Source organism: Novosphingobium sp. PhB57 (assembly GCF_004342985.1).
Taxonomy (GTDB): Bacteria; Pseudomonadota; Alphaproteobacteria; order Sphingomonadales; family Sphingomonadaceae; genus Novosphingobium.
The window spans coordinates 1,127,884-1,154,303 of sequence record NZ_SMBO01000001.1; the positions used below are offsets into that span (position 1 = coordinate 1,127,884).

At 65.3% G+C, this 26,420-nt stretch carries 22 protein-coding genes and 1 other RNA gene; 9 read left to right on the forward strand and 14 right to left on the reverse strand.

Features of this window, described 5'->3' with window-relative positions:
• Nucleotides 1-7: 7 nt before the first annotated feature.
• From fabG to EDF58_RS05150, 3 genes are all read right to left on the reverse strand, one after another.
• Complete coding sequence (gene fabG, locus EDF58_RS05140) at nt 8-772, reverse strand: 3-oxoacyl-[acyl-carrier-protein] reductase (RefSeq protein ID WP_132263218.1); 765 nt, start codon at nt 770-772, stop codon at nt 8-10.
• A 109-nt stretch (nt 773-881) separates the two neighbouring features.
• The gene (gene fabD, locus EDF58_RS05145; RefSeq protein ID WP_132263220.1) at nt 882-1,817 is read right to left on the reverse strand and encodes an ACP S-malonyltransferase; all 936 of its coding nucleotides are present in this window, start codon (nt 1,815-1,817) and stop codon (nt 882-884) included.
• Between the two features lie 78 nt (nt 1,818-1,895).
• Nucleotides 1,896-2,723 (reverse strand): LD-carboxypeptidase, encoded by an 828-nt coding sequence (locus EDF58_RS05150; protein WP_132263221.1) that lies wholly within the window; start codon nt 2,721-2,723, stop codon nt 1,896-1,898.
• 53 nt (nt 2,724-2,776) lie between these two features.
• Between EDF58_RS05150 and EDF58_RS05155 the strand changes: the two genes are divergently transcribed.
• Nucleotides 2,777-4,189, forward strand: a complete 1,413-nt coding sequence (locus tag EDF58_RS05155; protein ID WP_132263223.1) for a Mur ligase family protein — start codon at nt 2,777-2,779, stop codon at nt 4,187-4,189.
• Between the two features lie 58 nt (nt 4,190-4,247).
• Here EDF58_RS05155 and EDF58_RS05160 read toward each other — a convergent pair whose 3' ends face one another.
• A complete protein-coding gene (locus EDF58_RS05160) occupies nt 4,248-5,192 on the reverse strand; it encodes a DUF808 domain-containing protein (protein ID WP_132263224.1) in 945 nt (314 codons plus the stop codon).
• Between the two features lie 223 nt (nt 5,193-5,415).
• Between EDF58_RS05160 and EDF58_RS05165 the strand changes: the two genes are divergently transcribed.
• The 7 genes from EDF58_RS05165 (at nt 5,416) to EDF58_RS05195 (ending at nt 13,020) form a co-directional block, all read left to right on the forward strand.
• Complete coding sequence (locus EDF58_RS05165) at nt 5,416-6,237, forward strand: flagellin (protein WP_132263226.1); 822 nt, start codon at nt 5,416-5,418, stop codon at nt 6,235-6,237.
• A gap of 290 nt (nt 6,238-6,527) precedes the next feature.
• Nucleotides 6,528-6,890, forward strand: coding sequence for a 30S ribosomal protein S6 (gene rpsF / locus EDF58_RS05170; protein WP_132263227.1), 363 nt, complete (start codon nt 6,528-6,530; stop codon nt 6,888-6,890).
• A gap of 5 nt (nt 6,891-6,895) precedes the next feature.
• Nucleotides 6,896-7,120, forward strand: a complete 225-nt coding sequence (gene rpsR / locus EDF58_RS05175; protein ID WP_021232952.1) for a 30S ribosomal protein S18 — start codon at nt 6,896-6,898, stop codon at nt 7,118-7,120.
• A gap of 14 nt (nt 7,121-7,134) precedes the next feature.
• Nucleotides 7,135-7,731, forward strand: a complete 597-nt coding sequence (gene rplI, locus EDF58_RS05180; RefSeq protein ID WP_132263229.1) for a 50S ribosomal protein L9 — start codon at nt 7,135-7,137, stop codon at nt 7,729-7,731.
• A gap of 88 nt (nt 7,732-7,819) precedes the next feature.
• Nucleotides 7,820-8,320 (forward strand): GNAT family N-acetyltransferase, encoded by a 501-nt coding sequence (locus EDF58_RS05185; RefSeq protein ID WP_132263230.1) that lies wholly within the window; start codon nt 7,820-7,822, stop codon nt 8,318-8,320.
• 82 nt (nt 8,321-8,402) lie between these two features.
• Complete coding sequence (locus EDF58_RS05190; protein ID WP_132263232.1) at nt 8,403-9,833, forward strand: AMP nucleosidase; 1,431 nt, start codon at nt 8,403-8,405, stop codon at nt 9,831-9,833.
• Between the two features lie 400 nt (nt 9,834-10,233).
• On the forward strand, nt 10,234-13,020 hold the full coding sequence (locus EDF58_RS05195) for a TonB-dependent receptor (protein ID WP_132263234.1): 2,787 nt from the start codon (nt 10,234-10,236) through the stop codon (nt 13,018-13,020).
• Between the two features lie 181 nt (nt 13,021-13,201).
• Here the strand turns inward: EDF58_RS05195 and EDF58_RS05200 are convergent, their stop codons facing one another.
• From EDF58_RS05200 to EDF58_RS05210, 3 genes are all read right to left on the reverse strand, one after another.
• Nucleotides 13,202-15,037, reverse strand: a complete 1,836-nt coding sequence (locus tag EDF58_RS05200) for a M2 family metallopeptidase (protein ID WP_132263236.1) — start codon at nt 15,035-15,037, stop codon at nt 13,202-13,204.
• Nucleotides 15,038-15,276: 239 nt separating this feature from the next.
• Entirely contained in the window at nt 15,277-16,038 is a 762-nt protein-coding gene (locus EDF58_RS05205) for an alpha/beta fold hydrolase (protein WP_132263238.1), read from the reverse strand.
• Nucleotides 16,039-16,482: a GFA family protein gene (locus EDF58_RS05210; protein WP_132263240.1), complete on the reverse strand. Its 444-nt coding sequence runs from the start codon at nt 16,480-16,482 to the stop codon at nt 16,039-16,041.
• Nucleotides 16,483-16,553: 71 nt separating this feature from the next.
• On the opposite strand from EDF58_RS05210, the gene EDF58_RS05215 reads away from it, so the two are divergent.
• Nucleotides 16,554-16,790 carry a hypothetical protein gene (locus EDF58_RS05215; protein ID WP_132263241.1) on the forward strand — a complete coding sequence of 79 codons (237 nt, stop codon included), beginning with the start codon at nt 16,554-16,556 and terminating at the stop codon, nt 16,788-16,790.
• A 110-nt stretch (nt 16,791-16,900) separates the two neighbouring features.
• On the opposite strand, the gene EDF58_RS05220 is transcribed toward EDF58_RS05215, so the two are convergent.
• The 7 genes from EDF58_RS05220 to hrpB all read right to left on the reverse strand — a co-directional run bounded on the left by EDF58_RS05220 (nt 16,901) and on the right by hrpB (nt 26,307).
• Nucleotides 16,901-17,926 (reverse strand): aspartate-semialdehyde dehydrogenase, encoded by a 1,026-nt coding sequence (locus tag EDF58_RS05220; RefSeq protein ID WP_132263243.1) that lies wholly within the window; start codon nt 17,924-17,926, stop codon nt 16,901-16,903.
• A gap of 181 nt (nt 17,927-18,107) precedes the next feature.
• Complete coding sequence (gene lon / locus EDF58_RS05225) at nt 18,108-20,510, reverse strand: endopeptidase La (protein ID WP_132263245.1); 2,403 nt, start codon at nt 20,508-20,510, stop codon at nt 18,108-18,110.
• 293 nt (nt 20,511-20,803) lie between these two features.
• Nucleotides 20,804-21,139 carry a YbaB/EbfC family nucleoid-associated protein gene (locus EDF58_RS05230; RefSeq protein ID WP_132263246.1) on the reverse strand — a complete coding sequence of 112 codons (336 nt, stop codon included), beginning with the start codon at nt 21,137-21,139 and terminating at the stop codon, nt 20,804-20,806.
• 1 nt (nt 21,140) lies between these two features.
• Nucleotides 21,141-23,093, reverse strand: coding sequence for a DNA polymerase III subunit gamma/tau (locus EDF58_RS05235; protein ID WP_132264146.1), 1,953 nt, complete (start codon nt 23,091-23,093; stop codon nt 21,141-21,143).
• A gap of 146 nt (nt 23,094-23,239) precedes the next feature.
• Nucleotides 23,240-23,334: signal recognition particle sRNA small type (ffs, locus tag EDF58_RS05240), an RNA gene on the reverse strand.
• 180 nt (nt 23,335-23,514) lie between these two features.
• Nucleotides 23,515-23,793, reverse strand: coding sequence for an ETC complex I subunit (locus EDF58_RS05245; protein WP_132263248.1), 279 nt, complete (start codon nt 23,791-23,793; stop codon nt 23,515-23,517).
• Nucleotides 23,794-23,838: 45 nt separating this feature from the next.
• Complete coding sequence (hrpB, locus tag EDF58_RS05250) at nt 23,839-26,307, reverse strand: ATP-dependent helicase HrpB (protein WP_132263250.1); 2,469 nt, start codon at nt 26,305-26,307, stop codon at nt 23,839-23,841.
• Nucleotides 26,308-26,420: the final 113 nt, after the last annotated feature.

Sequence of the window (26,420 nt, forward strand, 5' to 3'; positions counted from 1 at the left end):
CGTCCTGTCAGATCATCACCATGCCGCCGTTGACGTGGATCGTCTGGCCGGTGACGTAGCCCGCTTCCTTCGAGGCGAGGAACACGGCGGCGGCAGCGATATCCTCGCCCTCGCCCATGCGGCCCATAGGAATGCGGCCGTTCAGCGCGTCCTTCTGCGCATCGGGCAGAACGTCGGTCATCGCGGTGCGAATGAAGCCCGGCGCGACGCAGTTCACGGTGACATTGCGGCTCGCGAGTTCCTGCGCGAGGCTCTTCGACATGGCGGTGATGCCGCCCTTGGCCGCGCAGTAGTTCATCTGGCCGGGATTGCCGGTGGTGCCGACGACCGAGGTGACATTGATGATGCGGCCGAAGCGCGCCTTCATCATCGGCTTGGTGACGGCGCGCATCAGGCGGAAGGTCGATTCGAGGTTGATCTTGATGACCTGATCCCACTCCTCGTCCTTCATCCGCATGGCGAGATTGTCGCGGGTGATGCCGGCGTTGTTGATGAGGATGTCGATCTTGCCGAGCGATTCGAGCGCGGCGGGAACCAGCTTCTCCACTTGCTCGGGATCGCCGAGGTTGCAGGCGATGGCGACGTGATCGACGTCCTGCACATGCTGCGGGGTGTGCTCGTCCAGCTCGTCGCGGAAGGCGCGCAGCTTGTCGGCATTCGAGCCCGAGATCGCCAGGCGCGCACCCTGCGCGGCCAGCGCGCGGGCGATCGAGGAGCCGATGCCGCCCGAGGCGCCGGTGACGAGGGCGGTCATTCCGTTGAGGTTGAACATCTTTTCAAATCTCCGTGACGCGCTCTCCCAAGGCGGGGAGCGCTGGCCCGCTGAACGGACCTTTCTTCAAGCCTCCTGCGGTCCCGGGTCAAGCCCGGGACGACGCGGATCAAAGGGTTTTGGCCAGTTCCTCGATCTCGGCCATGGTCACGGCGGAGATCACCTCCACCTCACCGGCCGAGCGCTTGATCATCGGGCCGAGCACTTTGCCGCCGAGTTCGACGAAGGTCTCGACGCCCGCCTCGCGCATGGCGATCGCGCTTTCGCGCCAGCGGACGCGGCCGGTGACCTGCTCGACCAGCAGGCGCTGGACTTCGGCAGGATCGGTGACGACCGAGGCAGTGACGTTGGCGAAGAGCGGCACATGCAGGCTGCCGGGAGGGGTCTTGCCCAGGGCTTCGGCCATGGCGTCAGCGGCGGGCTGCATCAGCGGGCAGTGGAACGGCGCCGAAACCGGCAGCAGGACGCCGCGCTTGATCCCGAAGTCCTTCACCAGCGCGACGGCGCGTTCGATGGCTTCGCGATGGCCCGAGATCACGACTTGCGTGGGATCGTTGTCGTTGGCGACGGTGCAGACCTGACCTTCGGCCGCAGCAGCAGCGAGTTCGGTGGCCTTCTCGATGTCCGCACCCAGCAGCGCGGCCATCGCGCCAAGGCCGACCGGAACGGCCGCCTGCATCGACTGGCCGCGCAGCTTCAGCAGACGCGCGGTGTCGGCAAGGCTGAAGGCACCGGCGGCACAGAGCGCGGTATATTCGCCCAGCGAGTGGCCGGCGACGAAGTCCGCCTTGTCGGCCAGCGTCACGCCGCCTTCCTTCTCCAGCACGCGCAGCACGGCGATGGCATTGGCCATGATCGCGGGCTGGGCGTTCTCGGTGAGGGTCAGTTCCTCCTCGGGGCCCTGCGTCATCACGCGGAAGAGGTTCTGGCCGAGCGCCTCGTCCACTTCCTGGAAGACTTCGCGCGCGACGGCGCTGGCTTCGGCGAGTTCGGCGCCCATGCCGACCTTCTGGCTGCCCTGTCCGGGGAAAACGAATGCACGCATCTTGGCGGCTCCTTCTGTCCGGCGGGCCCTACGGTTGCGCCCTGCCGATTTTTTGAAATTCTTGTGTGGCGCGGCGCGTTATTGACCTTGGGGCCGCTCTGCAAGCCCGAAGGGCACGATACGGTTCGCCGCGTCGTGGCCGATATCCGCGCGGCCAAGGTAGGGGATCGAATGGTGCGTGCACCAGTGACGCACGATCTCCTCGGCCTCGACGCCGAACGGGCGGTCGTTTTCGGGCACGTCGCTGACCCGGCCAAGCCGCAATCCCGCCACCCCGCCGAGATGCGCAGTCAGGTGGAAGAACAGGCGGTCCACCGCGTAGAGATACTCCGACACCTCTTCCACCAGCACGACATGCTTGGCGAGCCCCGGCATCAGCGGGGTGCCGCAGAGCATCGCCAGCGTCATCAGGTTGAAGGCGACGCGCGGATGATCGTCTCCGGTCGGCTCCAAGCCCGAGGTATCGCCGGTCAGCCAGCGGAGCGCGCGGCGCACCGCCTCCGCGCCGCCCTCGCGCCGGATGTCGGCCAGCATCGGGCCATGAACGGGCTTGCCGATCCGCGCGCGGTAGAGGCCGCCGAGCAGATAGCCGGCATCGGAATAGCCGAGGAACGTCTTGCCCTGCGCATTGTGCGTGAACTTCGCGATGGCCGCTTCGGCGACGCGGCAGGCGCCATAGCCGCCGCGGGCGAACCACACCGCGTCCACCGAGGGATCGTTGGCGCATTCCACCAGCGCCGCGATCCGCCGCGCATCGCTGCCGGCGAAGTGGCCCTCCACCTCGAAGCACTGGTCGTGGATCGCCAGCTCCACATCGGGGAACTCGGCGGCGGCGAGCGCCGCGACAGCCTCCGCATCCTCGCGGGTGATCGGGGTGGACGGTGCACAAACTGCGATACGGGTCATGGCACCTTCCTATCGAGGTTGTCAGGACGAACAAGGCCGCATACCGAAGCGTCATGACTTCCGCGCATCACGAACTCACTTCACATCCCTGGTTCTTCTGCGGCATCGGCGGATCGGGCATGCTGCCGCTCGCGCTGATCCTCAAGGGCCACGGCGCGCAAGTCGCCGGCTCGGACCGCAGCCGCGACCAGGGCCGCACGCCCGAGAAGTTCGCCTGGCTGGAGAGCCTCGGCTTCGACCTGCACCCGCAGGACGGCAGCGGGATCACCGGCGCGGAGCAGACGCTGGTGGCTTCGGCGGCCGTGGAAGACACCGTGCCCGAAGTGATCCGCGCCAAGGAATTCGGCTGCCCGCGCATGAGCCGCGCCGAGCTTCTGGCGACACTGTTCAATGCCGCACCTTTCGGCGTGGCGATAGGCGGCACATCGGGCAAGTCTACCGTCACCGGCATGACCGGCTGGATCATGACTCACGCGGGCCGCGACCCCACGATCATGAACGGCGCGGTGATGAAGAACTTCGCCAGCCCCGATGCGCCTTTCGCCAGTGCCCGCGTCGGTGAAGGCGAGGTTTTCGTGTCGGAAGTGGACGAAAGCGATGGTTCCATCGCGCTCTATCGCCCCAAGGTGGCGGTGCTTGGCAATGTCAGCCTGGACCACAAGAGCCTTGAGGAACTGCGCCAGCTTTTCGGGGACTTCCTTGCCCGCGCGGACATTTCGGCGATCAATCTCGACGACGCGGAGACCGCCGCCCTCGCCCCGCATGCCAAGGCGCTGGTGACGTTCGGCATTGCCTCACCGGACGCGCAGATCGGCGCGACCGAAGTAGTCGAAGGCCCGACTTCGCTGACTGCCACCGTGCTGGATCGCCGCGATGGATCTTCGCATGCGCTCGTACTCAAGGTGCCGGGGCGCCACAATCTCTACAACGCGCTGGCCGCCATTGCCGCCGCCAACGCGGCCGGGGTTGCCGTGGCCGAAGCGGTTGCAGGGCTCGGCAGCTTCGTCGGTCTGGCCCGGCGGTTCGACATCGTCGGCACCTCTCCCTCGGGCGTGACAGTGATCGACGACTTCGGCCACAACCCGGACAAGGTTTCCGCCACGCTGGCAACGCTCAAGGCCCATCCGGGGCGCGTGATCGCGTTCTTCCAGCCCCACGGCTATGGCCCGCTCAAGCAGATGGGCCATGAACTGGCGCGAGTTCTGGCAACCAGGCTGGGGCCGGACGATATGACGATCCTGTGCGACCCGGTCTACTTCGGCGGCACCGTGGACCGCTCCGAAGGCAGCGAACGCATCGTGCGCCTGATCGAGGCCGATGGCGGAAAGGCCGAGTACGTGCCCTCCCGCGAAGACTGCGCTGCTCGCATCGCCGAAATCGCCAAACCCGGCGACCGCGTGGTCGTCATGGGCGCGCGAGACGATACGCTGACGGTGTTCGCGAAGGATCTGCTGGCGAGGCTCTGAAACGTCGTCCCCGGACTCGATCCGGGACAGCGGCTATCCAGAATTTGGCTTCAGCCGATCAATGCGCCCCGCCGCGCGCCTTGGCGATGAAGTGCACGATCGCCGCGATCACCGCGCCCAGCGCCAGGCCCACCACGGCCGACGCCGCGGCATAGCCCAGCCAGCCGAGCGCGCCGCCGACCGGGCCGCCCAGCACGGCCAACCAGTGCTGGAACTGGTGCGCCACATGCGCAGGCGCGGGAACGCCCAGCTCTTCCAGCCCGTGCAGGATGATCCCACCGCCGACCCAGAGCATCGCCAGTGTGCCGACCGAGGCCAGCACCGTCAGCACTTTCGGCATGCCGTTCACCAGCATGCGCCCGAAAGCCTGCGTGCCCTTGCCCTGCTTCTTGGCGAGATGCAGGCCGATATCGTCCATCTTCACGATCAGCGCGACGGCGCCGTAAACGCCCGCGGTGATGAGAATGCCCACCAGCGCCAGGGCCACCGCGCGGGTGAGAAGCGAACTGTCGGCCACTTCGGAAAGGGCGATCGCCATGATCTCGGCCGAGAGGATCAGGTCGGTGCGGATCGCGCCCGAAACGCGCGCCTGCTCGAAAGCGGCCACGTCGGTGACGGGGGCCTCCAGCGTCTCGCCGTGATGGGCGCCGCCGAACTTCTCCAGGATCTTCTCGGCGCCTTCGAACGCCAGATAGCTGCCGCCCAGCATCAGGATCGGCGTGATCAGCCAAGGCAGGAACGCGCTCAGCAGCAGCGCGATCGGCAGCAGGATGAACAGCTTGTTGCGCAGGCTGCCCTTGGTGATCTTCCAGATGATCGGCAATTCGCGCTCTGGCGTGAAGTCGGTGACGTAGCCCGGCGTCACCGCGGCATCGTCGATCACGACGCCCGCCGCCTTGCTCCCGGCCTTGGCGACGCCCAGCCCCACGTCGTCGAGCGAGGCTGCGGCGGCGCGGGCGATCACCGCAACGTCATCGAGAAGAGCAACGAGGCCGGAAGCCATCTTGAAGAATATTCCCTGTTGAATGGTGGCAGCAGCCATGCGGGGGAAACCACCCGCGATCAAGCGAAAGCGGACAAAGTCGTGAGCCCCAAGCGACTTGCACCAGGAGCGCCCACGAAATCGCCGCCCTGCCCTTAACTCCGCAAGCCGGCATCCGTTCTCAGCTTCGAACGGAAGAGAGCTTCCGCCACCTGCCAACCGCCTGACAATCCGGGGATTTACGATGTCCGTCATCAATACCAATATCAGCGCCCTGCGCGCCGCAAACGCTTCCAACTCCGCCAACAAGATGCTGGGCACCGCCATGGAGCGCCTCTCCACCGGCAAGCGCATCAACTCCGCGAAGGACGACGCCGCCGGCCTCGCCATCTCCACCTCGATGACCGCGCAGGTTCGCGGCATGAGCCAGGGCATCCGCAATGCCAACGACGGCATCTCGCTCGCCCAGACCGCCGACGGCGCGCTTTCCGAAGTGTCGAACATGCTGCAGCGGGTGCGCGAACTGGCGATCCAGTCGGCTTCCAGCACCTATCAGGACAGCGACCGCGACGCGATGCAGCAGGAAGTCACGGCGCTCACCGACCAGATCGGCGACGTCCTTTCGCAGACCAAGTTCAACGGCAACAACCTCTTCGCCACCACCGGCAGCGACGTCACCTTCGACATCCAGACCGGCGCGAACTCGGGTGAAACCGTTACGCTGACCTCCAAGGTGATCGACGGCGCCAACCTCACCGCCTCGGCGCTCGATGTCTCGACCAGCACGGCCGCCTCCGCCACGCTCGACAACGTCGACGACGCCCTGGCGGACGTCAACGCCAACCGCGCCTCGCTCGGCGCCGGTCAGAACCGCCTCGAATCGGCGATCAACAACCTGACTAACAACGTCACCAACTTGTCCGATGCCAAGTCGCGGATCGAGGATGCCGACTATTCCACCGAGACCACGCAGATGGCCAAGGCGCAGATCCTCAGCCAGGCCTCGACCGCGATGCTGGCCCAGGCCAACCAGGCCCAGCAGAATGTCATGAGCCTGCTGCGCTGACGCAAGACTAGCCCGGGAAGGGTCGCAAGCAGACGGCGGGCCGCAAGGTCCGCCGTCTTGCCATGCGCGGGGATCGCCTGCCGCCCCGATTGCGCCCGAAGCCTGATTGCGGTTAGGAACGTTTCCCGGCCACCGGGAATGCAGCTTTGTCTTGCGTTCCGCGCCAGATCCGCTAAGGGGCCGCCTTCCGTCTCGTGCGACATGCCGGACGGGAGGGAAGAAAGCCGGAGGGGCCCCGCAATCCCGCGGACAAGCCAGCGATCGGTTAGACTAGAGAAAAGGAAGCTGCCGTGGCTCTATATGAGCACGTGTTCCTGGCACGCCAGGACCTCAGCCAGGCGCAAGTCGACGCGCTTGCCACCACCGCTACCGAGATCGTCGAGTCGAACCAGGGCAAGGTCACCAAGACCGAGACCTGGGGCCTCAAGAATCTCGCCTACAAGATCAAGCGCAACCGCAAGGCGCACTTCGTGATGCTGAACATCGAAGCTTCGGGCGACGTCGTCGCCGAGCTCGAGCGCCAGACGCAGATCAACGAAGACGTCATTCGTTACGTGACCATTCGTGTCGACGAACACGAAGCCGGTCCGTCGGTCATGATGCGCAAGAGCGACCGCGAGCGTACTCGCCGTCGTGAACGTGAAGGGAACTGATTTCCATGGCACGTGCATTCTTCCGCCGCCGCAAGTCCTGCCCGTTCTCGGGCAAGAACGCTCCGGCCATCGACTACAAGGACGTGCGTCTGCTTCAGGGCTTCATGTCCGAGCGTGGCAAGATCGTTCCCAGCCGCATCACCGCGGTTTCCGCAAAGAAGCAGCGTGAGCTGAGCCAGGCGATCAAGCGCGCCCGGCACATCGGCCTGCTGCCCTACATCGTCAAGTAAGGAGGGCTAGCCCCATGGACATCATCCTCCTCGAACGCGTCGAAAAGCTCGGCGCCATCGGCGATGTCGTTTCCGTCAAGGACGGTTACGCCCGCAACTACCTTCTTCCCAACAAGAAGGCCCTGCGCGCCAACGAGAAGAACAAGAAGGTCTTCGAAGCCAACCGCGCGAAGATCGAATCCGAAAACGCCGAACGCCGTACCTCGGCCGAAGCGCACTCGGGTAACGTCGAAGGCAAGCAGGTCGTCCTGATCCGCGCTTCGTCGAACTCGGGCCAGCTCTACGGTTCGGTCTCGGTGCGTGACATCGTCGACGCTCTCAACGAGCAGGGCGCCGAAGTCAGCAAGCAGATGATCGTGCTCGAACGCCCGATCAAGACCATCGGCGTGTTCGACGTTCGCGTTAACCTGCACCCCGAAGTCTCGGTGAACGTCAAGGTGAACGTTGCCCGTTCGCCCGACGAAGCCGACCTGCAGTCGCAGGGCGTGGACGTGATGGCCGCGATGTTCGAACAGGACGTCTCGGGCTTCACCGAAGCCTACGACCCGAACGCCGAGCCCGGCGAAATCGCGGTCGAAGAGGAAGTTGCCGAGACCGAAGAAGAAGCCTGAGCTTCCTTTTCGCGGTAACGACCGAAGAGATTCAGGGCCCTCGCTCCAACCGGAGCGGGGGCCTTTCTCTTTTTGCAGGAAACAGACCATGATCACCGACATCCCGGCCGAGCTTCGGCACGACTACGCGGCCGACGCGGATCTGCGCGCCGCACTGCTGGCGCTCAACAACAGCCATGCCGTGGAACTCTCGCTCGCCGACGAGGCCCGCATGGACATGCTGGTGGAGCGCGCTTTCGTGGCGGCGCGGATCGGGCGACTGGACGCAGCCCTTATCGCTTTCGATCAGGACGCCGATTACGACAGCGCCAACGTCCAGTGGTTCCGCGCGAAGTATCCGCGTTTCGTCTATATCGACCGCGTCGTCACCGCTCCCCAGGCGCGGGGACGCGGCCTTGCCCGCAAGCTCTATGCCCATTTGTTCGATGAGGCCCGCGCGGCCGGTCACGACCGGGCGGTCTGCGAGGTCAATTCCGATCCGCCCAATCCCGCCAGCGAAGCCTTCCATCGCGCCCTCGGCTTCGAACCCGTTGGCGAGGCGCTGCTGGAGAACGGCAAGACCGTGACTTATCTGATGCGGCCGCTGTAGCCACCGCGCCTGGCGCCCGCAGGGTTCAGCCATCCTCGCCCGCGACTATTGCACTGCAATACGAATCGCGTAAGAGTGGGCGATGGAAACGATAGAAAACACCCTCGCGGAACTGGTCCGCGTATACGAAACTGCCGTCAGCACCCTGCGCGCAGACATTTCCGCCTTCATCGAAAACGGCACCCCGCCCCCGCTCGACCGCCGCGAGACGCGCGCCTGGTCTTATCCCGAGCTGCGCATCACTTATGCCGGCATCGAGCGCGGCACGTTCTACAGCCGATCCTTCGGCCGCCTGAACGAAAGCGGGGTCTACGTCACCACGATCACCAAGCCGCGTCTTTTCGCGGACTATCTGACGGAACAGCTCGCGCTGCTCCATGAGGATTACGAGGTGGAGATCGAGGTCGGCCGCTCGACGCAGGAAATCCCCTTCCCCTACGTCCTCGACGGCGTCGGCATGGGCAGCGTCACCCCGCAGGAACTGGCCGCGCATTTCCCGACCACCGAACTGGCCATGATCGGTGACGAAATCGCCGACGGCGTCTTCCGCCAGGGCTCCGACGAACCGCTGCCGCTGGCCCTCTTCGATGGCCTGCGCACCGACTTCAGCCTGGCGCGCCTTCAGCACTACACCGGCACCAGCGTCGAGCATTGCCAGCGCTATATCCTCTTCACCAACTACCACCGCTACGTGGACGAGTTCGTGGACTGGGCCGGCAAGCAGATCGGTTCGGACGGCTACACCGCGCTGTCGGGCGCCGGCGGCCTCTACCTCGACACGCCGGTGGACAATGCGCGCGAGCGTCTGTCCGATACGGCCTGGCGCCGCCACCAGATGCCGGCCTACCACCTGATCCGGCCGGACAAGTCGGGCATCACGCTCGTCAACATCGGCGTCGGCCCCTCGAACGCCAAGACCATCACCGATCACCTCGCGGTGATCCGCCCCGAAGTCTGGCTGATGATCGGCCACTGCGGCGGTCTGCGCGAAGGGCAGCGCATCGGCGACTACGTGCTCGCCCATGCCTATCTGCGCGACGACCACGTCCTCGATCCGGTGCTTCCGCCGGAAATCCCGCTTCCCGCGATCGCCGAAGTGCAGCAGGCACTGGCCTCGGCTGCCGAAGCCGTCAGCGGCGAAGGCGGCGCCAATCTCAAGAAGCGGATGCGCACCGGCACCGTCGTCACCACCGACGATCGCAACTGGGAACTGCGCTATACCGAATCCGCCCACCGCTTCAGTCTGAGCCGCGCCATCGGCATCGACATGGAAAGCGCCACGATCAGCGCCCAGGGCTATCGCTTCCGCGTGCCCTACGGCACCCTGCTCTGCGTGTCCGACAAGCCGATCCACGGTGAACTCAAGCTGCCGGGCCAGGCCAACCGCTTCTACGAGGAGGCCATCGCCAGCCACCTCAAGATCGGTCTCCACGCCTGCGACCTGCTTCGCGCCGAGGGTGAGAAACTCCATTCCCGCAAGCTGCGCGCCTTCAACGAGCCGCCGTTCCGCTAAGCCGCGGCGCAGCGAGACATCCGGCGGGCGCCGTTCCGAAAGGAGCGGCGCCCGTTTTGTTTTCAGAGTTTTCCGGCGAACGATCAGAATAATCCATTGCATCGACCAACGAATTCAGCAATCTTGTGATACCAAACTCCAGCGCATGATAATAATATTATTAAAACAAGAGCCATCAACAAGTTATTCCATGTAACGCGTTTGTTTCAAAATTTCGCGCTATTTTTACATAGATGTATCAGCGGTTGAAATAATAGTTGCTCATCTACAACTCGGCGATCCAACAATATATTTGAACTATTATTACATGATGACAGATAGTTCATCTTGGGAGCACACCCCCTGATCTGGTTCCGGCCTGCGGCAAATCCCGCGCCGGAAACTGCAAAGGGAGTACCGAATGACATCCGAGATGAAGCGCCTGCTGCTGGCGTCCACCCTGCTGATGGGCTTGCCCACCGTGGCGCATGCCCAAGCCTCCGCCGATGCCGAGCCCGAAGGCGGCGCCATCGTCGTCACCGGCTCGCGCCTGTCCAATCCGAACCTGGAACAGGCCGCGCCGATCATGGCCGTTTCCGCCAAGGAAATCGCGCTGACTGGCCAGGTCAACGTCGAGAACATCCTCAAGGACCTGCCGCAGATCCTGCCGGGCGCGACGGCCGCGTCGAACAATCCGGGCGGCGGCGTCGCCACGGCCGACTTGCGCGGCCTGGGCGCCGCCCGCACGCTGGTGCTCGTCAACGGCCATCGCTACGTGTCCTATGACACCAACCAGATCGTCGACCTTAACACGATCCCGACCGCGCTGATCGAGCGCGTGGACGTGGTGACCGGCGGCAAGTCCGCGGTCTATGGCTCCGACGCCGTGACCGGCGTGGTGAACTTCATCACCAAGCAGGATTTCGAAGGCGTGCAGGCCAACGCCAACTACCGCCTGACCGGCGATGGCGACGGCGCCCAGTACAATGGCGGGCTTCTCGTCGGCAAGAACTTCGCCGAAGGCCGCGGCAACATCACGATCTACGGCGACTACATGCGCCGCAAGTCGATCCTGCAGTCCGCCCGCAGCTACACCTCGATCGCGCAGACCGATGACGGCGAAGGCGGCCTGACCGGCGGCGGTTCCAGCTCGATCCCGGCCGGCCGTATCGCGCTTGACGGCAGCAACTACAAGTTCGGCCAGGACGGCAGCACCTCTGCCTACACTTCGGCCGATGCCTATAACTACGCCTCGGAGAACTACCTCCAGGTCCCGCAGAAGCGCGCGCTGTTCTCGGCCCAGGCGCACTTCGACGTCAGCGATCACCTGACGATCTACGGCGAAGGCCAGTACATCCACAACCGCGTGAAGAACCAGCTCGCGCCGACCCCGCTGACCGGCACGTTCTCGCTCGACACCGATTCCTCGTTCCTGTCGGCCGATACCCAGTCGCTGCTGGGCAGCTACGACACCGACGGCGACGGCTACACCTCGGCATCGGTCTATCGCCGCCTGTCCGAAGTGGGCAACCGCATCTCCAACCTCGACAGCAAGGCCTATCGCGGCCTGATCGGCGCGCGCGGCGAGATTTCGGGCGACTGGAGCTACGACGCCTACTTCAGCTATTCGCGCACGAAGCAGGTCGAGCACCAGTATGGCAACGTCTCGGCCAGCCGCGTCCAGCAGGCCCTGCGCACCACGTACGATGCCGACGGCAATCTCGTCTGCTCGGACACCAGCAATGGCTGCGTCCCGCTGAACATCTTCGGCGCCGGCAACATCAGCCAGGAAGCGGCCGACTTCATCTCGATCGACACGGTGAATCGCTCGACCATCACCGAGAAGGTCGTCAGCGGCGCGATCACCAACAACAACCTGTTCGATCTCGGCGCCGGTCCGGCAGGCCTGGCGATCGGCGGCGAGTATCGCAGCGAGCACGGCAGCTTCGATCCCGACGAAGCCCTCGCTTCGGGTGACGTGATCGGCTTCAACGGTTCGGAACCGATTTCGGGCGGCTACAACGTCAAGGAACTCTTCGCCGAGTTCAATGTGCCCCTGATCGCCGACAAGCCCTTCATCGACCGCCTCGAATTCAACGGCGCCGCACGCTATTCGTACTATTCGACGGCGGCCAAGTCGGTCGGCACGTTCTCTGGCGGCCTCGTCTGGGCGCCGATCAAGGACGTCAGCCTGCGCGGCCAGTTCTCGCGCGCGGTGCGGGCACCCACGGTCAACGACCTCTACAGCGGCAACGCCCAGAACTTCGAGCAGGCCACCGACCCCTGCGCGACGACGGCAGCGCTCTCGAATGCCAACCTCAACGCCAGCTGCGTTTCGGCAGGCATTCCGGCGAACCTGATCGGCACCGAATACAACGGCGGCGATTCGCAGATCGACAGCTACAACGGGGGCAACACTTCGCTGCGTGAAGAAACGGCGAACACCTGGACCTTCGGCACGATGATCCAGCCCCGCTTCATCCCGGGCCTGTCGCTGACCGTCGATTACTACCACATCAAGATCGACAACTACATCACCGCCGCCGGCACCTCGAACATCATCTCGGCCTGCTACGGCACCGCCGCGAACGGCTGGACGCCTTACGACACCAGCTATTGCTCGATGCTGCCGCGTGACGCCAACAGCTACACGATCACCGGCGCGGCAGACAACCTCTCCAACTCGGGCGGCGTGAAGACCGACGGCATCGACTTCGACATGCAGTATGCGGTTCCGCTGGCATTCGGCGTGCACGATTCCAGCAAGCTGACCCTGCGCTTCAGCGGCACGCGCCTGATGAACTTCACGTTCAAGCCGATCGCCGCCCTGTCGGACCTCACCGTGGAATGCGCCGGCAAGTTCGGCCTGCTCTGCGGCAACGTCTACGCCAAGTGGCGCCTCAACGGCCGCGCGACCTGGTCGACCGAAGGCAAGACGCTCTCGCTCGCCTGGCGTCACCTCTCGCCGGTCAAGGACGACGACGGCTCGACCACTTACAGCGTCGAGCGGATCAAGGCCTACGACTACTTCGATCTCACCGCGCAGATCGACGTGGCCAAGCGCTTCACCTGGAATATCGGCATGAACAACATGTTCAACAGGAAGCCGCCGATCCTCGGCGACAACCAGGAACAGGCCAACACTTATCCGACGACGTATGACGTCTACGGCCGCACGTTCTTCACCGGCATCACGGTGGACTTCTAAGCGTCCAAGGACGGACAGGGGGCGATCACCCCTTGCCGCGCAAACAAAAAGGGGGGCCGGTGCAAACCGGCTCCCCTTTTTCAATTCAAGGTATCTTCCCCAACCTCGTCATTGCGAGGGCCGAGGGCCCGCGGCAATCCAGGGCCACCTCGCGCCGCCCTCGACCGCGCGGGCGCAGGCGTCACCAGCCCTGCTTCTCGCCCTTGTTCTGCTCGTCGAGCCACTTCTTCAGCGGCGCGAAGTAGTCGAGCATCGGCTTGGCACTCATCTGCGGAGTGCCGGTAAAGGCCTTGAGCGCTTCCGGCCAGGGCTTCGACATGCCCATTTCCAGCATCTTGTTCAGGTTCGCGCCGACCTTCTTGTCGCCGTAGAAGCTGCAACGGTGCAGCGGCCCTTTCCAGCCGGCCTGCTTGCACGCCGCCTGGTAGAACTGGAACTGCAGGATGCGGGCGAGGAAGTAGCGCGTGTAAGGCGTGTTGCCGGGAACATGGAACTTCGCGCCGGCATCGAAACCGTCGTCGCTGCGTGCGGCGGGCGGGGTAACGCCCTGGTAGTCCAGCCGCATCTTGGTCCAGGCCTTGTTGTAGTCGGCAGGCTGGATCGAACCGTCGAAGATGCCCCAGCGATAGCGGTCGATCAGCAGGCCGAAGGGGAGGAACGCCACTTTGTCCATCGCCTGGCGCAGCAGGAGGCCGATGTCCTTGTCGGCGCTGGGCACCTTGGCCTTGTCGAGCAGGCCGATCTGCACGAGGTACTGCGGCGTGATCGACAGCGCGATGAAATCACCGATGGCCTCATGGAAGCCGTCGTTGGCGCCGTTGAGGTAGAGGAACGGCTGCTTGTTGTAGGCGCGCTGGTAGTAGTTGTGGCCGAGTTCGTGGTGGATGGTCACGAAGTCGGTCGAATCCACCTTGGTGCACATCTTGATGCGCACGTCGTCCTTGTTGTCCACGTCCCAGGCCGAGGCGTGGCAGATCACCTCGCGGTCGGCGGGCTTCACGATCATCGAGCGTTTCCAGAAGGTCTCGGGCAGCGCCGCGAAGCCGAGCGACGAGTAGAAGCCCTCCCCCGCCTTGACCATGTCGATCGGCGTGCGCCCCTGCGCCTTCAGCAGATCGCCGATGTCGTAGCCGAGATCGCCGGCACCCTTCGGCGCGACCAGCGGGTAGATCGTGCCCCACTCCTGCGCCCACATGTTGCCCAGCAGGTCGGCACGGATCGGTCCGGTCTTGGGCTGCACGGCATCGCCGTACTTCTCGTTCAGCTTATGGCGGACGTACGTATGCAGCGCGAGATAGAGCGGCTTCACTTCTTCCCAAAGGCGCTGCGTTTCGGCGGAGAACTGCTCGGGGCTCATGTCGTAGCCCGAACGCCACATGGCACCGACGTCGGCATAGCCGAGTTCTTTGGCACCCTGGTTGGCGATGCCGACCATCTTGACGTAGTCGCCCTTCATCGGCTTGCCGACATTGTCGTGCCAGGTCGTCCACATCTCGGCGAACTCGGCAGGCGTGTGCGTGAGGTTGCCCATCTCCGCCTCGATATCCGAGCCGTTGATCTCCTTGCCGTCCAGCGTGCCGCGGCCCTTGCCGTAAGTGGAGGCAAGCCGCGTGCTGATCTCGCTCAACTGCGCCGCCGCGCCCGGCGTCGTCGGCGCCGGCAGGACGATGCCCTGGCGCAGGATGCCCAGCTTGCGCGAGACGTCGGCGTCGAGGCCGGGCAGCTTGGAAAACTTCGCGGCTTCCACGGCATAGGCGACTTGCTTCTCGGTCAGCAGCCCGTTGGACTGCGCCGCCAGGGCATCGGTGTCGTCAGTGAGATACGTGTAGTTCACCCAGTTGACGCGGGCATTGTCGACCGAGAAATCGAACAGGTCCTTCTCGGCGGCGGCAATGAACTGCGCGGCGCCTTGCGCGGTTTCCGGATAGGCCGGCGCGTCTTCGGCGAAGGCCGGCGCGGCAATGCCGAACGAAAGCCCGGCCGCGAGCGCGGCAAGCGCAGTGGATGCGAATTTCATGGGGTTTGCCTCATTTTTCTCTCTGATGGCGCGGGAGACTAGTCGCCCGCTGCGTCAGATCAACTGTTGAGGCAGAAAGGGAGGAGAATAAGCAGGGGAGACACCGATGCGTGCGTTCCCTCCTACATGCCTGTACCCCTTCCCTCACTTCGTCATTGCGAGCGTAGCGAAGCAATCCAGGGCAGTCCCGCGCCGCTCTGGATTGCCGCGTCGGCTTCGCCTCCTCGCAATGACGAGGTTCAATCGAGCAGAAACGCCGCCATAGCCCGCCCCATATCCTTGAACGTCACCGAGGACATGTGATTGCCCGGCGTCTCGACATACTCGCCTTGCGGCAGCGCCTCTGCCAGTTCCCGCGCGGAACCGTTGTCGTGGTCTTCCCCGCCGCAGACGCAGAGCGTGGGCATGGTGATCCGCGCGATCGCATCCGCCCCCGTATCGTCGACCGAACCCAGCAGCAGCCGCGCGGCCACACGATCGATCTTCATCGACTTCATGAAGGCCTGCGCGACGAAAGCCTTGTCGCCGCGCTCGATGGTGCCGAAACGGTCGATGGCATCCACGAAGTGCGCGCTGCGCCGTGCCCAGCCGGACAGGCCGGTCAGGCCCATGCCGCCCAGGATCAGCTTGCGCGGCGCGAGCCCCGCCAGGACGCCGCGCACCGCCGTTCGCGCGCCGAGCGAGAAACCGCCCAGGTCGTAGTCGGCAAGGCCAAGCGCCGTGATCGCCAGCTTCAGGTCCTCAACCAGCACGTCGGCGGGATAGGCCGCCGGGTCGTGCGGCGCGCCGCTCTGCCCGTGAGCGCGAAGGTCGGGCATGAAGACCTCGAACCCGGCATCGGCAAGGATGTTCGCGTTGCCGTACTTGATCCAGTTCACGTCGGCGCTGGAAAACAGGCCGTGGAGCAGCAGCAACGGCCGCGCGCCCGTGTCGCCCATGACGTGCACGGCCAGATCGGTGCCTGCGTAACCTTCGATGACTTCCTTGCGCAGATCGCTCACTTAGGGAACCTCCAGTCCTGCCGCCTTCCAGCGTGAGGCGACGCTTTCGGTCTCCGCGCTGTAATGTCTCGGCAAGTCTTTGGTATCGAGCCACGCAGGATGCAAGCTTTCGCAGCCGGAATGCGTGGTCGGGCGGAAGAAACCGGGATCGTCGAAGCTGCCGAGTGTCAGGTCCATATTGCCGCTGCTCTCGATGAAGTCGAAGCCGAGCGGCGTTCCGCAGTGCGAACAGAACGGCCGGCGAGCGATGGCCGAGCTTTGATACCAGTCCGGTTCATGCCCCCAGGCGACACGGGCCTTCGCCACTTGCACGAACGCCGCCGCAAAGCCGCCCGTCGCCTTCTGGCAATAGCGGCAGTGGCAAAGATAGGCCTCGTCGTTCTCGACCTGGGCCTCGTAGCGAATGCGGCCGCACTGGCAGCCGCCGGTCAGGGTTCGGGTCATGGGCGCCAGACTAACCCGTCGACCACGCCCGCGCCATTGCCGTTGCAAACCGGGGCATGATAGAGCGCTGCATGGAAACCACCGACGCGCAACCGGCAGGCGAAAACCCGCCGCTGAGCAGGCCGCAGCGACGCCTGCTGAAACGAATCTACAACAGCCGCACCGAGCCGATCCTGGCCGACGGCCTGCCGTTCCTCACGTACAAAGAAGCCTCGGGCTATCTCCTCACGCTGGAAGGCGAAGCGCGCGAGGCCGCCTATGCCGAGATGAAGGCCGGCGCGGCAAGATCGGACGAGACCGAGGGCTGATCCGTCGCCCCCGCGACGGCGGAAAGGTTGAGCTGCCAATAGAAAAAGGGCCTGCGAAGCGAATGCTCCGCAGGCCCTTTTTCAATCGGTTCGAGCCAAAGCCCGCCGCGTCAGCCCTTCTTGAGGTGACGGCGGCCCAGCAGTTCTGCGATCTGCACCGCGTTGAGCGCCGCGCCCTTGCGCAAGTTGTCGGAGACACACCACAGCGCCAGGCCGTTGTCCACGGTCGAGTCCTCGCGAACGCGGCTGATGTAGGTGGCGCCATCGCCCACGGCTTCCACCGGGGTGACGTATCCGCCGTCCTCGCGCTTGTCGACGAGCATCACGCCCGGCGCTTCACGCAGGATGTCCTGGGCTTCGATCGCCGAGATTTCTTCCTCGAACTCGATGTTGAGCGATTCCGAGTGGCCCACGAAGACCGGCACGCGCACGCAGGTGGCCTGAACCTTGATCTTGGGATCGAGGATCTTCTTGGTTTCCACGACCATCTTCCATTCTTCCTTGGTCGAACCATCGTCCAGGAAAACGTCGATGTGCGGGATCACGTTGAAGGCGATCTGCTTGGTGAACTTCTTCGCCTCGACCTGGTCGCCCACGAAGATTGCGCGGCTCTGCTCGAACAGCTCGTCCATGCCTTCCTTGCCCGCGCCGGAAACCGACTGGTAGGTCGAGACGATGACGCGCTTGATCTTCGCCTTGTCGTGCAGCGGCTTCAGCGCCACCACCATCTGCGCGGTCGAGCAGTTGGGGTTGGCGATGATGTTGCGCGCCTTGTAGCCGTCGATCGCGTCCGGGTTCACTTCCGGCACCACCAACGGAATGTCCGGCTCCATGCGGTAAAGCGACGAGTTGTCGATCACGACGCAGCCCTGCGCGGCAGCGCGCGGGGCGTGGATCGCGGTCGGGCCGGATCCGGCGGCGAAGAGAGCGATGTCCCAGCCGGTGAAATCGAAATGCTCGATGTTCTTTACTTTGAGCATTTTGCCGGTTTCGCCGAATTCAATCTCGGTCCCGGTCGAACGCGACGAAGCCACCGCTGCGATTTCGTCGCAGGGGAATTCGCGCTCGGCGAGGATGTTGAGCATTTCGCGGCCGACATTTCCGGTCGCGCCGACGACGGCAACCCGGTAACCCATTTCAAGATCCTTCTAGCAAAATCCTGCGGCAAGGTGCGCGGCAGGAACGGGGGCCGTTACAGGGTGACTACGCTCCTGACAAGCGCCGTCACGCAAAAGACTTTCTTTCAGGCCCATCTGTTTAACCGAAAATTACCGCGGGACACCCTCTTCAGACATGAAAAGGATGTCCCGCAGCCTATCAGTGCGCGGTGGCAGACGGCGCCGGCGTTTGCGAAGGCGCTGCTGCCAGTTCGTCCGCCTCGGTCCACTCGATGGCCTCGAGCGGCTCGGTCAGCGCCCGGGCGAGCACTTCGTCGACATGCGCGACCGGAATGATATCCAGCCCCTGTTTCACGTTCTCAGGGATCTCCGCCAGGTCCTTGCGGTTTTCCTCCGGGATCAGCACCGTGGTGATACCGCCGCGCAGAGCGGCCAGGAGCTTTTCCTTGAGCCCGCCGATCGGCAGCACACGCCCGCGCAAAGTGACCTCGCCGGTCATGGCGACGTCCTTGCGAACCGGCACGCCGCTGAGCGTCGAGACGATCGAGGTCACCATGCCGATACCGGCCGAGGGACCATCCTTGGGCACCGCGCCTTCGGGCAGGTGGATGTGGATGTCCTTCTTCTGGATCGTCGAAGGCTTGATGCCGTAAGCGGGCGAGCGCGCCTTCACGAAGCTGAAGGCGGCCTGGATCGACTCGCTCATCACGTCGCCGAGCTTGCCGGTTGCCTTGATCTGGCCCTTGCCGGGCACGGTCACGCTTTCGATGGTCAGCAGTTCGCCGCCCACCTCGGTCCAGGCAAGGCCGGTGACGGCGCCCACCTGATGCTCTTCCTCGCCCACGCCGTGGCGGAACTTGCGCACGCCCGCGAAGTCGGAGAGGTTTTCCGGCGTGATCGTGACTTCGCTCGCCTTGCCTTCCAGGATCTGGCGCAGCGACTTGCGCGCCAGCTTGGCGATCTCGCGCTCCAGCGTGCGGACGCCCGCCTCGCGGGTGTAGTAGCGGATCAGGTCGCGCAGGCCTTCCTGGGTCAGCGTGAACTCACCCTTCTTCAGCCCATGCGCCTCGACCTGCTTGCGCACGAGGTGGCGCTCGGCGATCTCGACCTTCTCGTCCTCGGTATAGCCTTCGAGGCGGATGATCTCCATGCGGTCGAGCAGCGGCTGCGGCAGGTTCAGGCTGTTCGCGGTGCAGACGAACATCACGTCCGAAAGGTCGATGTCCAGTTCCAGGTAGTGGTCCTGGAACTTCGAGTTCTGCTCCGGATCCAGCACTTCGAGCAGCGCCGAGGCGGGATCGCCGCGGAAATCCTGGCCCAGCTTGTCGATCTCGTCGAGCAGGAACAGCGGGTTCGACTTGCCGGCCTTCTTGAGGTTGGTGACGATCTTGCCCGGCAGCGAGCCGATGTACGTGCGACGGTGTCCCCGAATTTCGGCTTCGTCGCGCACGCCGCCCAGCGACTGGCGGATGAATTCGCGGCCGGTCGCCTTGGCGATCGACTTGCCCAGCGAGGTCTTGCCGACACCCGGCGGGCCGACGAGGCAGAGGATCGGGCCCTTCAGCTTATTGGTACGCGCCTGCACGGCCAGGTACTCGACGATGCGATCCTTGACCTTGTCCAGCGCGTAGTGATCGGCGTCGAGGATTTCCTGCGCAGAGGAAATGTCGCGCTTCAGCTTGCTCTTCTTGCCCCAGGGCAGGCCCAGGAGCACGTCGAGGTAATTGCGGATGACCGTGGCTTCGGCGCTCATCGGCTGCATCGAGCGCAGCTTCTTCAGCTCGCCCGTGGCCTTTTCACGCGCTTCCTTCGAGAGACGCGTGCTTTCGATGCGCTCCTGAAGCTCCTGAAGTTCGTTCGCTTCCTCGCCGTCGCCGCCGCCGAGTTCCGACTGGATCGCCTTCAGCTGCTCGTTGAGGTAATATTCGCGCTGGGTCTTTTCCATTTGCCGCTTCACGCGGCCACGGATCTTGCGCTCGACCTGCAGGACGCCGAGTTCGCCTTCCATGAAGGAGAAGACCATTTCCAGGCGCTTGAGCGGGTCCGGCTCGGACAGCACGGCCTGCTTGTCGCCCACTTTGGCGGAAAGCTGCGCGGCGATGGTGTCGGCCAGCTTGGCCGCGTCCTCGATGTCGCCGAGCTGGTCACCGGCATCCTGCGAGAGCTTCTTGTTGAGCTTCGCATATTCGCCGAACTGCTCGACCACCGAACGCATCATCGCGGCGGTTTCGGTGCCGTCGGCCTCGACTTGCTCCACGCGCTCGACTTGCGCGACCAGCATCTCGCCCTCGGCGGACTGCTCGGAGCGCAGCGTTTCCAGCTTCGCGCGTTCCTGTCCTTCGACGAGGACGCGCACGGTGCCGTCCGGCAGCTTGAGCAGCTGGAGGACGCTGGCGATCACGCCGGTGTCGTAAAGATCGTCGCGGTCGGGATCGTCGCAACCGGGATCGAGCTGCGCGAGGAGGAAGATATCCTTTTCACCCGCCATCGCCGCTTCGAGCGCGGCCACCGATTTCTCGCGTCCGACGAAAAGCGGCACGACCATGCCGGGGAACACGACGATGTCGCGCAAGGGAAGCAGGGGAAGCAGGTTCAAGGTCATATCCATTTCAACACACACGCGGGTAGGCTGTGAGCCCCCCGGCCTTCGCGGGACGATATGGGGTCTCTGGCGCCTCACGCAATGGGATTGACGCCGAAAGACTGTGGAAGCGCTAACCGCACCACTTCACCCTTCCCCTAGATCCCGGTTCATAGAAAACACCGGGCCCCTGATCCAATATAGCGCGATTCAGCCGGAGTTTCGTCAACCCTGGTGGAAATCGCGGTTCCTGCGCCTGCGCCCGTTCGCCTGTGACGGCGTGGACCAGCGGGCGCAGGAAGGCATAGCATGGATCAGAACGGCATCTTGAAGCCGGGCGGCAGGCCCATGCCCTGCTGGGCCTTGGCCAGTTCCTCGCCGGCGACCGAGTCCGCCTTGACGCGCGCGTCATTGTAGGCAGCGGCGATCAGGTCTTCGAGGATCTGCTTTTCGCCCGGCTGCATCAGGCTGTCGTCGATCGACACGCCGATCACGCGGCCCTTGGCCGAGCAGCGGATCTTGACCAGTCCGCCGCCCGAAAGTCCTTCGACTTCCATCGCGTCCAGCTTGGTCTGCGCTTCGTCCATCTGCTTCTGGATGGTCTCGGCCGCCTGCTGGGCCGCCTTGAGCATCTCTTCCATCGACTTCATTTCAATGTCTCCAGTTCCGTCCGCCGCCGCCAACGGCAATCGGACGATCATCTTCGATAACTTCGGCTTGCGGGAAAGCGGCCTTGGTGGCCAGGATCAACGGATGCCGGTTCACGGCATCGCTTTCCGCGTTCTTCTTCGCCTCGGCCTGCTCCACCAGGGTGGGCGCGCCCTGCTCGCCGACCTTGTAGACCTCCCAGCGCTCGCCGGTGGCCTTGGTCAGGCAGGCGCGCAGGATGCCGGTGATGTCTTCGCTGAAGCCGGGCGGCTGCGAGAAGCGCAGCAGGCTGGCGCCCAGCTCGACCACCCGCACCTGCATGCGCATGGTATTGGCGCTGGAAAGCTCGCCCATATGCTCGACATCGTCGATCAGCTCTTCCCAGCGGCGCGCGATCATCTCAACACTGGGCGCCGGGGCAGGCGCGGCCGGGACGGGAGCAGCCTGTGTCATGCCCTCGCCGCCAGCGCCGCCCGTTTCCGGCGCACCGGAAGCGACAGGCATCGGCGCGGCAGCGGGAGCCCGCGCGGCCAGCTCTTCCAGCTTCTTCACCAGCGAGCCCGGGTCTGGCATGTCCGAGGCATGCAGGATCCGCAGCAGCGCCATTTGCGCGGCGACCAGCGGATCGGGCGCGGATTTCACTTCCTCGTGCCCCTTGAGCAGGAGCTGCCAGATGCGATGGACCTGCCCGGCCTTGAGCGACTTCGCCCAGCCTTCGATCGCCTCGCGCTCTTCCGCGGAATGGGCATCGTGCGCGCCGCCGGCGACTTGCGCCACGGCGATGCGGTGAACCAGGGTCATCAGCCCGCGCATGATCGCGATCGGCTCGACGCCCAGCGAGAACTGGCGCGCCACGAGTTCGAGCAGTTCGCCGCCCTGGCCGTCGAGAATCGCGGTGACGAGGCCGCGCTGCACGCTCTTGTCCGAAAGGCCGAGCATGTCGCGCACCTTCTCGGCCAGGACCTGCCCCTCGCCATCGAGATCGGCATGGGCGATGGCCTGGTCGAGGATCGAGAGCCCGTCGCGCACCGAACCTTCGGCGGCGGCGGCGACCATGGCCAGCGCCTCGTCCTCGGCTTCCACGCCCTCCAGGCCGCAGACCCGGGCGAAATGCGCGGCCAGCATCGGCGCCGGGATACGGCGCAAGTCGAAGCGCTGGCAGCGGGACAGCACCGTGACCGGCAGCTTGTCCACTTCGGTGGTCGCGAAAAGGAACTTCACATGGGCCGGCGGTTCCTCAAGCGTCTTCAGCAAGGCATTGAAAGCGTTGCGGGAAAGCATGTGGACTTCGTCGATGATGTAGATTTTGTAGCGCGCCGAAACCGCGGCATAGCGCACGGCCTCGATGATCTCGCGAACGTCGTCGACGCCCGTGTGCGAGGCGGCATCCATCTCGATCACGTCGATATGGCGACCCTCGGCAATCGCCAGGCAAGGCTCGCACTGGCCGCAGGGATCGATGGTCGGGCCGCCCTGCCCGTCCGGGCCGATGCAGTTGAGCGCCTTTGCGATCAGCCGCGCGGTGGATGTCTTGCCCACCCCGCGCACGCCGGTCATCAGGAAGGCATGGGCCAGCCGGTCGCGCTTGATGGCGTTGGCCAGGGTCTGGACCATGGCTTCCTGACCGATCAGCTCGGCGAAAGTCTGCGGACGATACTTGCGCGCCAGCACCCGGTAGGGCTGCGCCGGAGCGGCCGCGGGCTTGCCGGATTCAGGCTTGGCCGGTTCCGCTTGGACCGGTTCGGCCTGGGCCGGCTCGGCCTTGGCGACAGGCTTGGACACCGCAGCCTCGGGCTTCGCTTCCGCCGGGGCCGGCGTCGATGCGACAGGCGCGGCATCGGGCGCGGATTCGGGCTCGCCGAACATCGACGCCTGACCGGCCTGTTCCAGCTCGGCCTGGGTCGGTGCGGGCGCCTCCTCCTCCTTGTCGTCCCAAGGGGGGGTATCGCCGAACATGTCGCGTGAATCGTCCATCCCGCGTAAACTAGGGACTGGGGACCGGAATGTCAGGGGAAAAGCAATTTGCTCCACAGCCCAGAGCCGAATGCCCCAACCGAAGCGCTGGGCATCGGCGGGTCCGGCAATCATGTTGCATGATGTGGGCTGAAGGAGCCGGGCGACCCGCCGCTATCCGTTGTGGCTGCTTCCTTCCGGACCTGACCAGGTTGGCGAACGCAAACGTCCACCCGACTCCCGGGCGGCCATATGGAGAGGCGCGCCCTGTTTGTCCAGCCCGGATTGTCGGGCTTTTCAACAGGGGCTTCGTGCGGACCATGACGGCGGCGAGCCGTGCCGACGCCATAACGGCAGCGGCCCGCGTATCCTTGCCGGAAACGCGGGCCGATTTGCTCAGAAACGTGCGCCGCAGCGCAGCGGATCAGCGGAAGTTGTCAGCGTAAGCCTGGATCTTGAGGCGGCGCGGCGGGGTGCTGTGCACTTCGGCGTCGATACCGTAGCGCGCGGCATAGGCCTTGGCCTCTTCCAGGTCCGGGAACCTCAGCGTGACCTGCTGCTGCATGTCGCCGGAACCGGCCCACCCCATCAGGGGATCGGGCTTCTTCGCTTCGGAAGGGGCGAACTCGAGGACCCACTGGTCCAGCAGTGCCTTGCCGGACTGCATGGCGTTCTTCGGGCGCTGATAGATGCGTGCACTCATGGCCGAGCGCTTTGCCTCCGAATCAGGGAGAGAATCAAGCGCAAATCACGTCTTCCCGGATGCTTCTCCTTTTGACCTCTCGAATGCGTTGCGCGTCTTGAGGCTGGGATCCTCGGTCCAGGGCGCGTCGGGCCAGCGATGTCGGGGATATCGCCCCTTCATATCGCGCTGCACATCGCGCCAGGATCCGCGCCAGAATCCCGGCAAATCGCGGGTTGTCTGGATCGGACGGCCGGCAGGGGACGTCAGCTTGAGAAGGAGCGGCTGAGGCGGCTGGCCAAACGTGGGATGGCGGTCGAGGCCGAACAGGGCCTGAACCCGCACTTCCACGCTTGGCCCGCCCTCGTCCTCGTAATCGATGGCATGCGTGCTTCCCGCCGGACTGCGGAACTCGGGCGGAGCCAGCTTCTCCAACGCTTGCTGGTCGTCCCAGGCCAGGCGATTGCGCAGCGATTCGGCCAGAGCGCCCTTGTCGATCGCATCGAGCCGCCGCCCGAGCAGCGGCCCCAGCCATGCGTCGAGATCGGCCAGCAGGGCCTGCTCGGAAAGCGCCGCGATCCCCGCGTAGCGCGCCCGCCGCAGCAGCGAGAGCGTGCCCTTGCCGAAAGGCACGAGGTCGAGCCCCTTCTCCTGCACCCGTTCGAGCAAGAACGCGGCGATGGCCACCGGATCGGGCGCCGGATCGGGGCCACTGGCCAGCGTGATCGCGCCCAGCCGCCGTTCGAGCCGCGCTTCCACACGCCCCTCGGCCTCGTTCCAGCGCAGGACGGAGCGGCGCTCGATCCGGTCGGACAGGCCCTGCTCCACGTCCGTCGTCTCCAGCGACGCGCCGGACAGGATCCGCGCGCCTTTGGCCTGGCCCTGGGCGTCGCCGATCACCAGCCATTCGCGCGAGGCCAGCGGCGAGGCCGGGTCGAGCACGTAGCCCCTGCCCCCGGCGGAGAGCCAGTTCTCACCACTCGTATCGCGGCGGCGCGCGACCATGTCCGGCCGCCCCAGCGCCAGCAGAACGCCGGGAGGCACGTCCTGCCTGTCGTCCTCCCCCGCGATCAGCGCGCGGGCCCGGCGCGCCCAGCCCGCCGCAAGCTTGCGAGACGCTTCCGCCCGCGGCGAGCGATCGCCATCCCAGCGCGAGAGGCGCTGCGCCAGATCCTCGCTGCGGCCACCCAGCCCACGCTCCTGCAGCAGCAGGGCGAGCCGGGCCGCGACGGGGGCGGCGCCGCACTCGGCGGCATGAAGGATCATCGCCGCCTGCGCGGGGTCCATGGGCAGTGCCGCAACCTTGCGGCCGAAAGCCGTGATCCGGTCGTCTCCGTCCAGCGCGCCAAGGGCGGCCAGTTGCCGCCGCGCGGCATCCAGAGCGGGCGGCGGCGGCGGATCGAGCCAGGCCATCGCCGCCGGATCGCCGGCACCCCATTGGGCCAGCGACAGGGTCAGCGGCGCCAGGTCGCTGGTGAGCATCTCCGGCGGGTCGAATTCGGGACGCCCGGGATGCGCCGCCTCTTCCCACAGCCGGTAGGCCGTGCCCGGCCCCTGCCGCGCCGCGCGGCCCGCGCGCTGGGCAGCCGAGGCGCGACTCGCGCGGTGAGTCGCCAGCCGGGTGACACCGGCGGCCTTGTCGAATTCAGCCCGGCGCGACAGGCCGCTGTCGACGACAACGGAAACGCCCTCGAGCGTCAGCGAAGTCTCTGCAATCGCCGTGGAAAGCACGATCCGGCGGCGTCCCTGCGAATCGCGGCGGATCGCCGCGCGCTGGGCCGCCGGCTCGCATTGGCCATGCAGAGGCAGGACCAGCGCGGCCGGCAGGCGTTCTGCCAGCCGCTCCGCCACCCGGTCGATGTCCCGCACGCCGGGGAGGAAGGCAAGAATGTCCCCCTCCTGCTCGCGCCATGCGGTGAGCACGGCGGACGTCATGGCATCCTCGATCCGCTGGTCGGGCGACCCGCCCAGCCAGCGGATCGCCAGCAGCCACGCCTTGCCCGCACTTTCGATCACCGGCGCATTCCCGCCCAGCAACCGTGAAAAACGCGCGCCGTCGATCGTCGCCGACATGACGACGATGCGCAGATCCTCGCGCAGGACCTGGCTCGATTCGATGGCAAGCGCGAGGCCGAGGTCGCTGTCGAGATGCCGCTCGTGGGCCTCGTCGAACAGCACCGCAGAGACGCCGGACAGCTCCGGATCGGATACGATGGTGGCCACGAAGATCGCCTCGGTCATGACCACGACTCGCGTCCGGGCGGAGCGCTTCACATCGAGACGGGTGACGTAGCCGATCGTCTCCCCGGCCTTCTCGCCCAGTTGCTCGGCCATGCGCTCGGCCGCGGCACGGGCAGCCACGCGGCGCGGCGAAAGCAGGATCACCGTGCCCGTGCACCAGGGCTCCGCCAGCAGTGCCGGAGCCAGTGCGGTCGTCTTGCCGGCGCCCGGCGGCGCTATCAGCACAGCGTGAGGACCGTCACGCAATGCGGACAGGACTTCGGGCAATACGGCTTGGATGGGAAGGTCGCTCACGCACGACTCCTTAGTGCGCGGGGCGGGAGCGGGAAAGGCTCCAGCCTCGCTGGACCCGGATCCGAAACGGATGAAATTGTTGAAGACGTCTACTCTTCATCAAGGAATCATAC

Bases quoted from the DNA above. Each gene is read 5' to 3' on its own strand.
- fabG (WP_132263218.1), bottom strand. From the start codon at position 772: ATGTTCAACCTCAACGGAATGACCGCCCTCGTCACCGGCGCCTCGGGC.
- fabD (WP_132263220.1), bottom strand. From the start codon at position 1,817: ATGCGTGCATTCGTTTTCCCCGGACAGGGCAGCCAGAAGGTCGGCATG.
- EDF58_RS05150 (WP_132263221.1), bottom strand. From the start codon at position 2,723: ATGACCCGTATCGCAGTTTGTGCACCGTCCACCCCGATCACCCGCGAG.
- EDF58_RS05155 (WP_132263223.1), top strand. From the start codon at position 2,777: ATGACTTCCGCGCATCACGAACTCACTTCACATCCCTGGTTCTTCTGC.
- EDF58_RS05160 (WP_132263224.1), bottom strand. From the start codon at position 5,192: ATGGCTTCCGGCCTCGTTGCTCTTCTCGATGACGTTGCGGTGATCGCC.
- EDF58_RS05165 (WP_132263226.1), top strand. From the start codon at position 5,416: ATGTCCGTCATCAATACCAATATCAGCGCCCTGCGCGCCGCAAACGCT.
- rpsR (WP_021232952.1), top strand. From the start codon at position 6,896: ATGGCACGTGCATTCTTCCGCCGCCGCAAGTCCTGCCCGTTCTCGGGC.
- rplI (WP_132263229.1), top strand. From the start codon at position 7,135: ATGGACATCATCCTCCTCGAACGCGTCGAAAAGCTCGGCGCCATCGGC.
- EDF58_RS05185 (WP_132263230.1), top strand. From the start codon at position 7,820: ATGATCACCGACATCCCGGCCGAGCTTCGGCACGACTACGCGGCCGAC.
- EDF58_RS05190 (WP_132263232.1), top strand. From the start codon at position 8,403: ATGGAAACGATAGAAAACACCCTCGCGGAACTGGTCCGCGTATACGAA.
- EDF58_RS05195 (WP_132263234.1), top strand. From the start codon at position 10,234: ATGACATCCGAGATGAAGCGCCTGCTGCTGGCGTCCACCCTGCTGATG.
- EDF58_RS05200 (WP_132263236.1), bottom strand. From the start codon at position 15,037: ATGAAATTCGCATCCACTGCGCTTGCCGCGCTCGCGGCCGGGCTTTCG.
- EDF58_RS05210 (WP_132263240.1), bottom strand. From the start codon at position 16,482: ATGACCCGAACCCTGACCGGCGGCTGCCAGTGCGGCCGCATTCGCTAC.
- EDF58_RS05215 (WP_132263241.1), top strand. From the start codon at position 16,554: ATGGAAACCACCGACGCGCAACCGGCAGGCGAAAACCCGCCGCTGAGC.
- EDF58_RS05220 (WP_132263243.1), bottom strand. From the start codon at position 17,926: ATGGGTTACCGGGTTGCCGTCGTCGGCGCGACCGGAAATGTCGGCCGC.
- lon (WP_132263245.1), bottom strand. From the start codon at position 20,510: ATGACCTTGAACCTGCTTCCCCTGCTTCCCTTGCGCGACATCGTCGTG.
- EDF58_RS05230 (WP_132263246.1), bottom strand. From the start codon at position 21,139: ATGAAGTCGATGGAAGAGATGCTCAAGGCGGCCCAGCAGGCGGCCGAG.
- EDF58_RS05235 (WP_132264146.1), bottom strand. From the start codon at position 23,093: ATGTTCGGCGATACCCCCCCTTGGGACGACAAGGAGGAGGAGGCGCCC.
- EDF58_RS05245 (WP_132263248.1), bottom strand. From the start codon at position 23,793: ATGAGTGCACGCATCTATCAGCGCCCGAAGAACGCCATGCAGTCCGGC.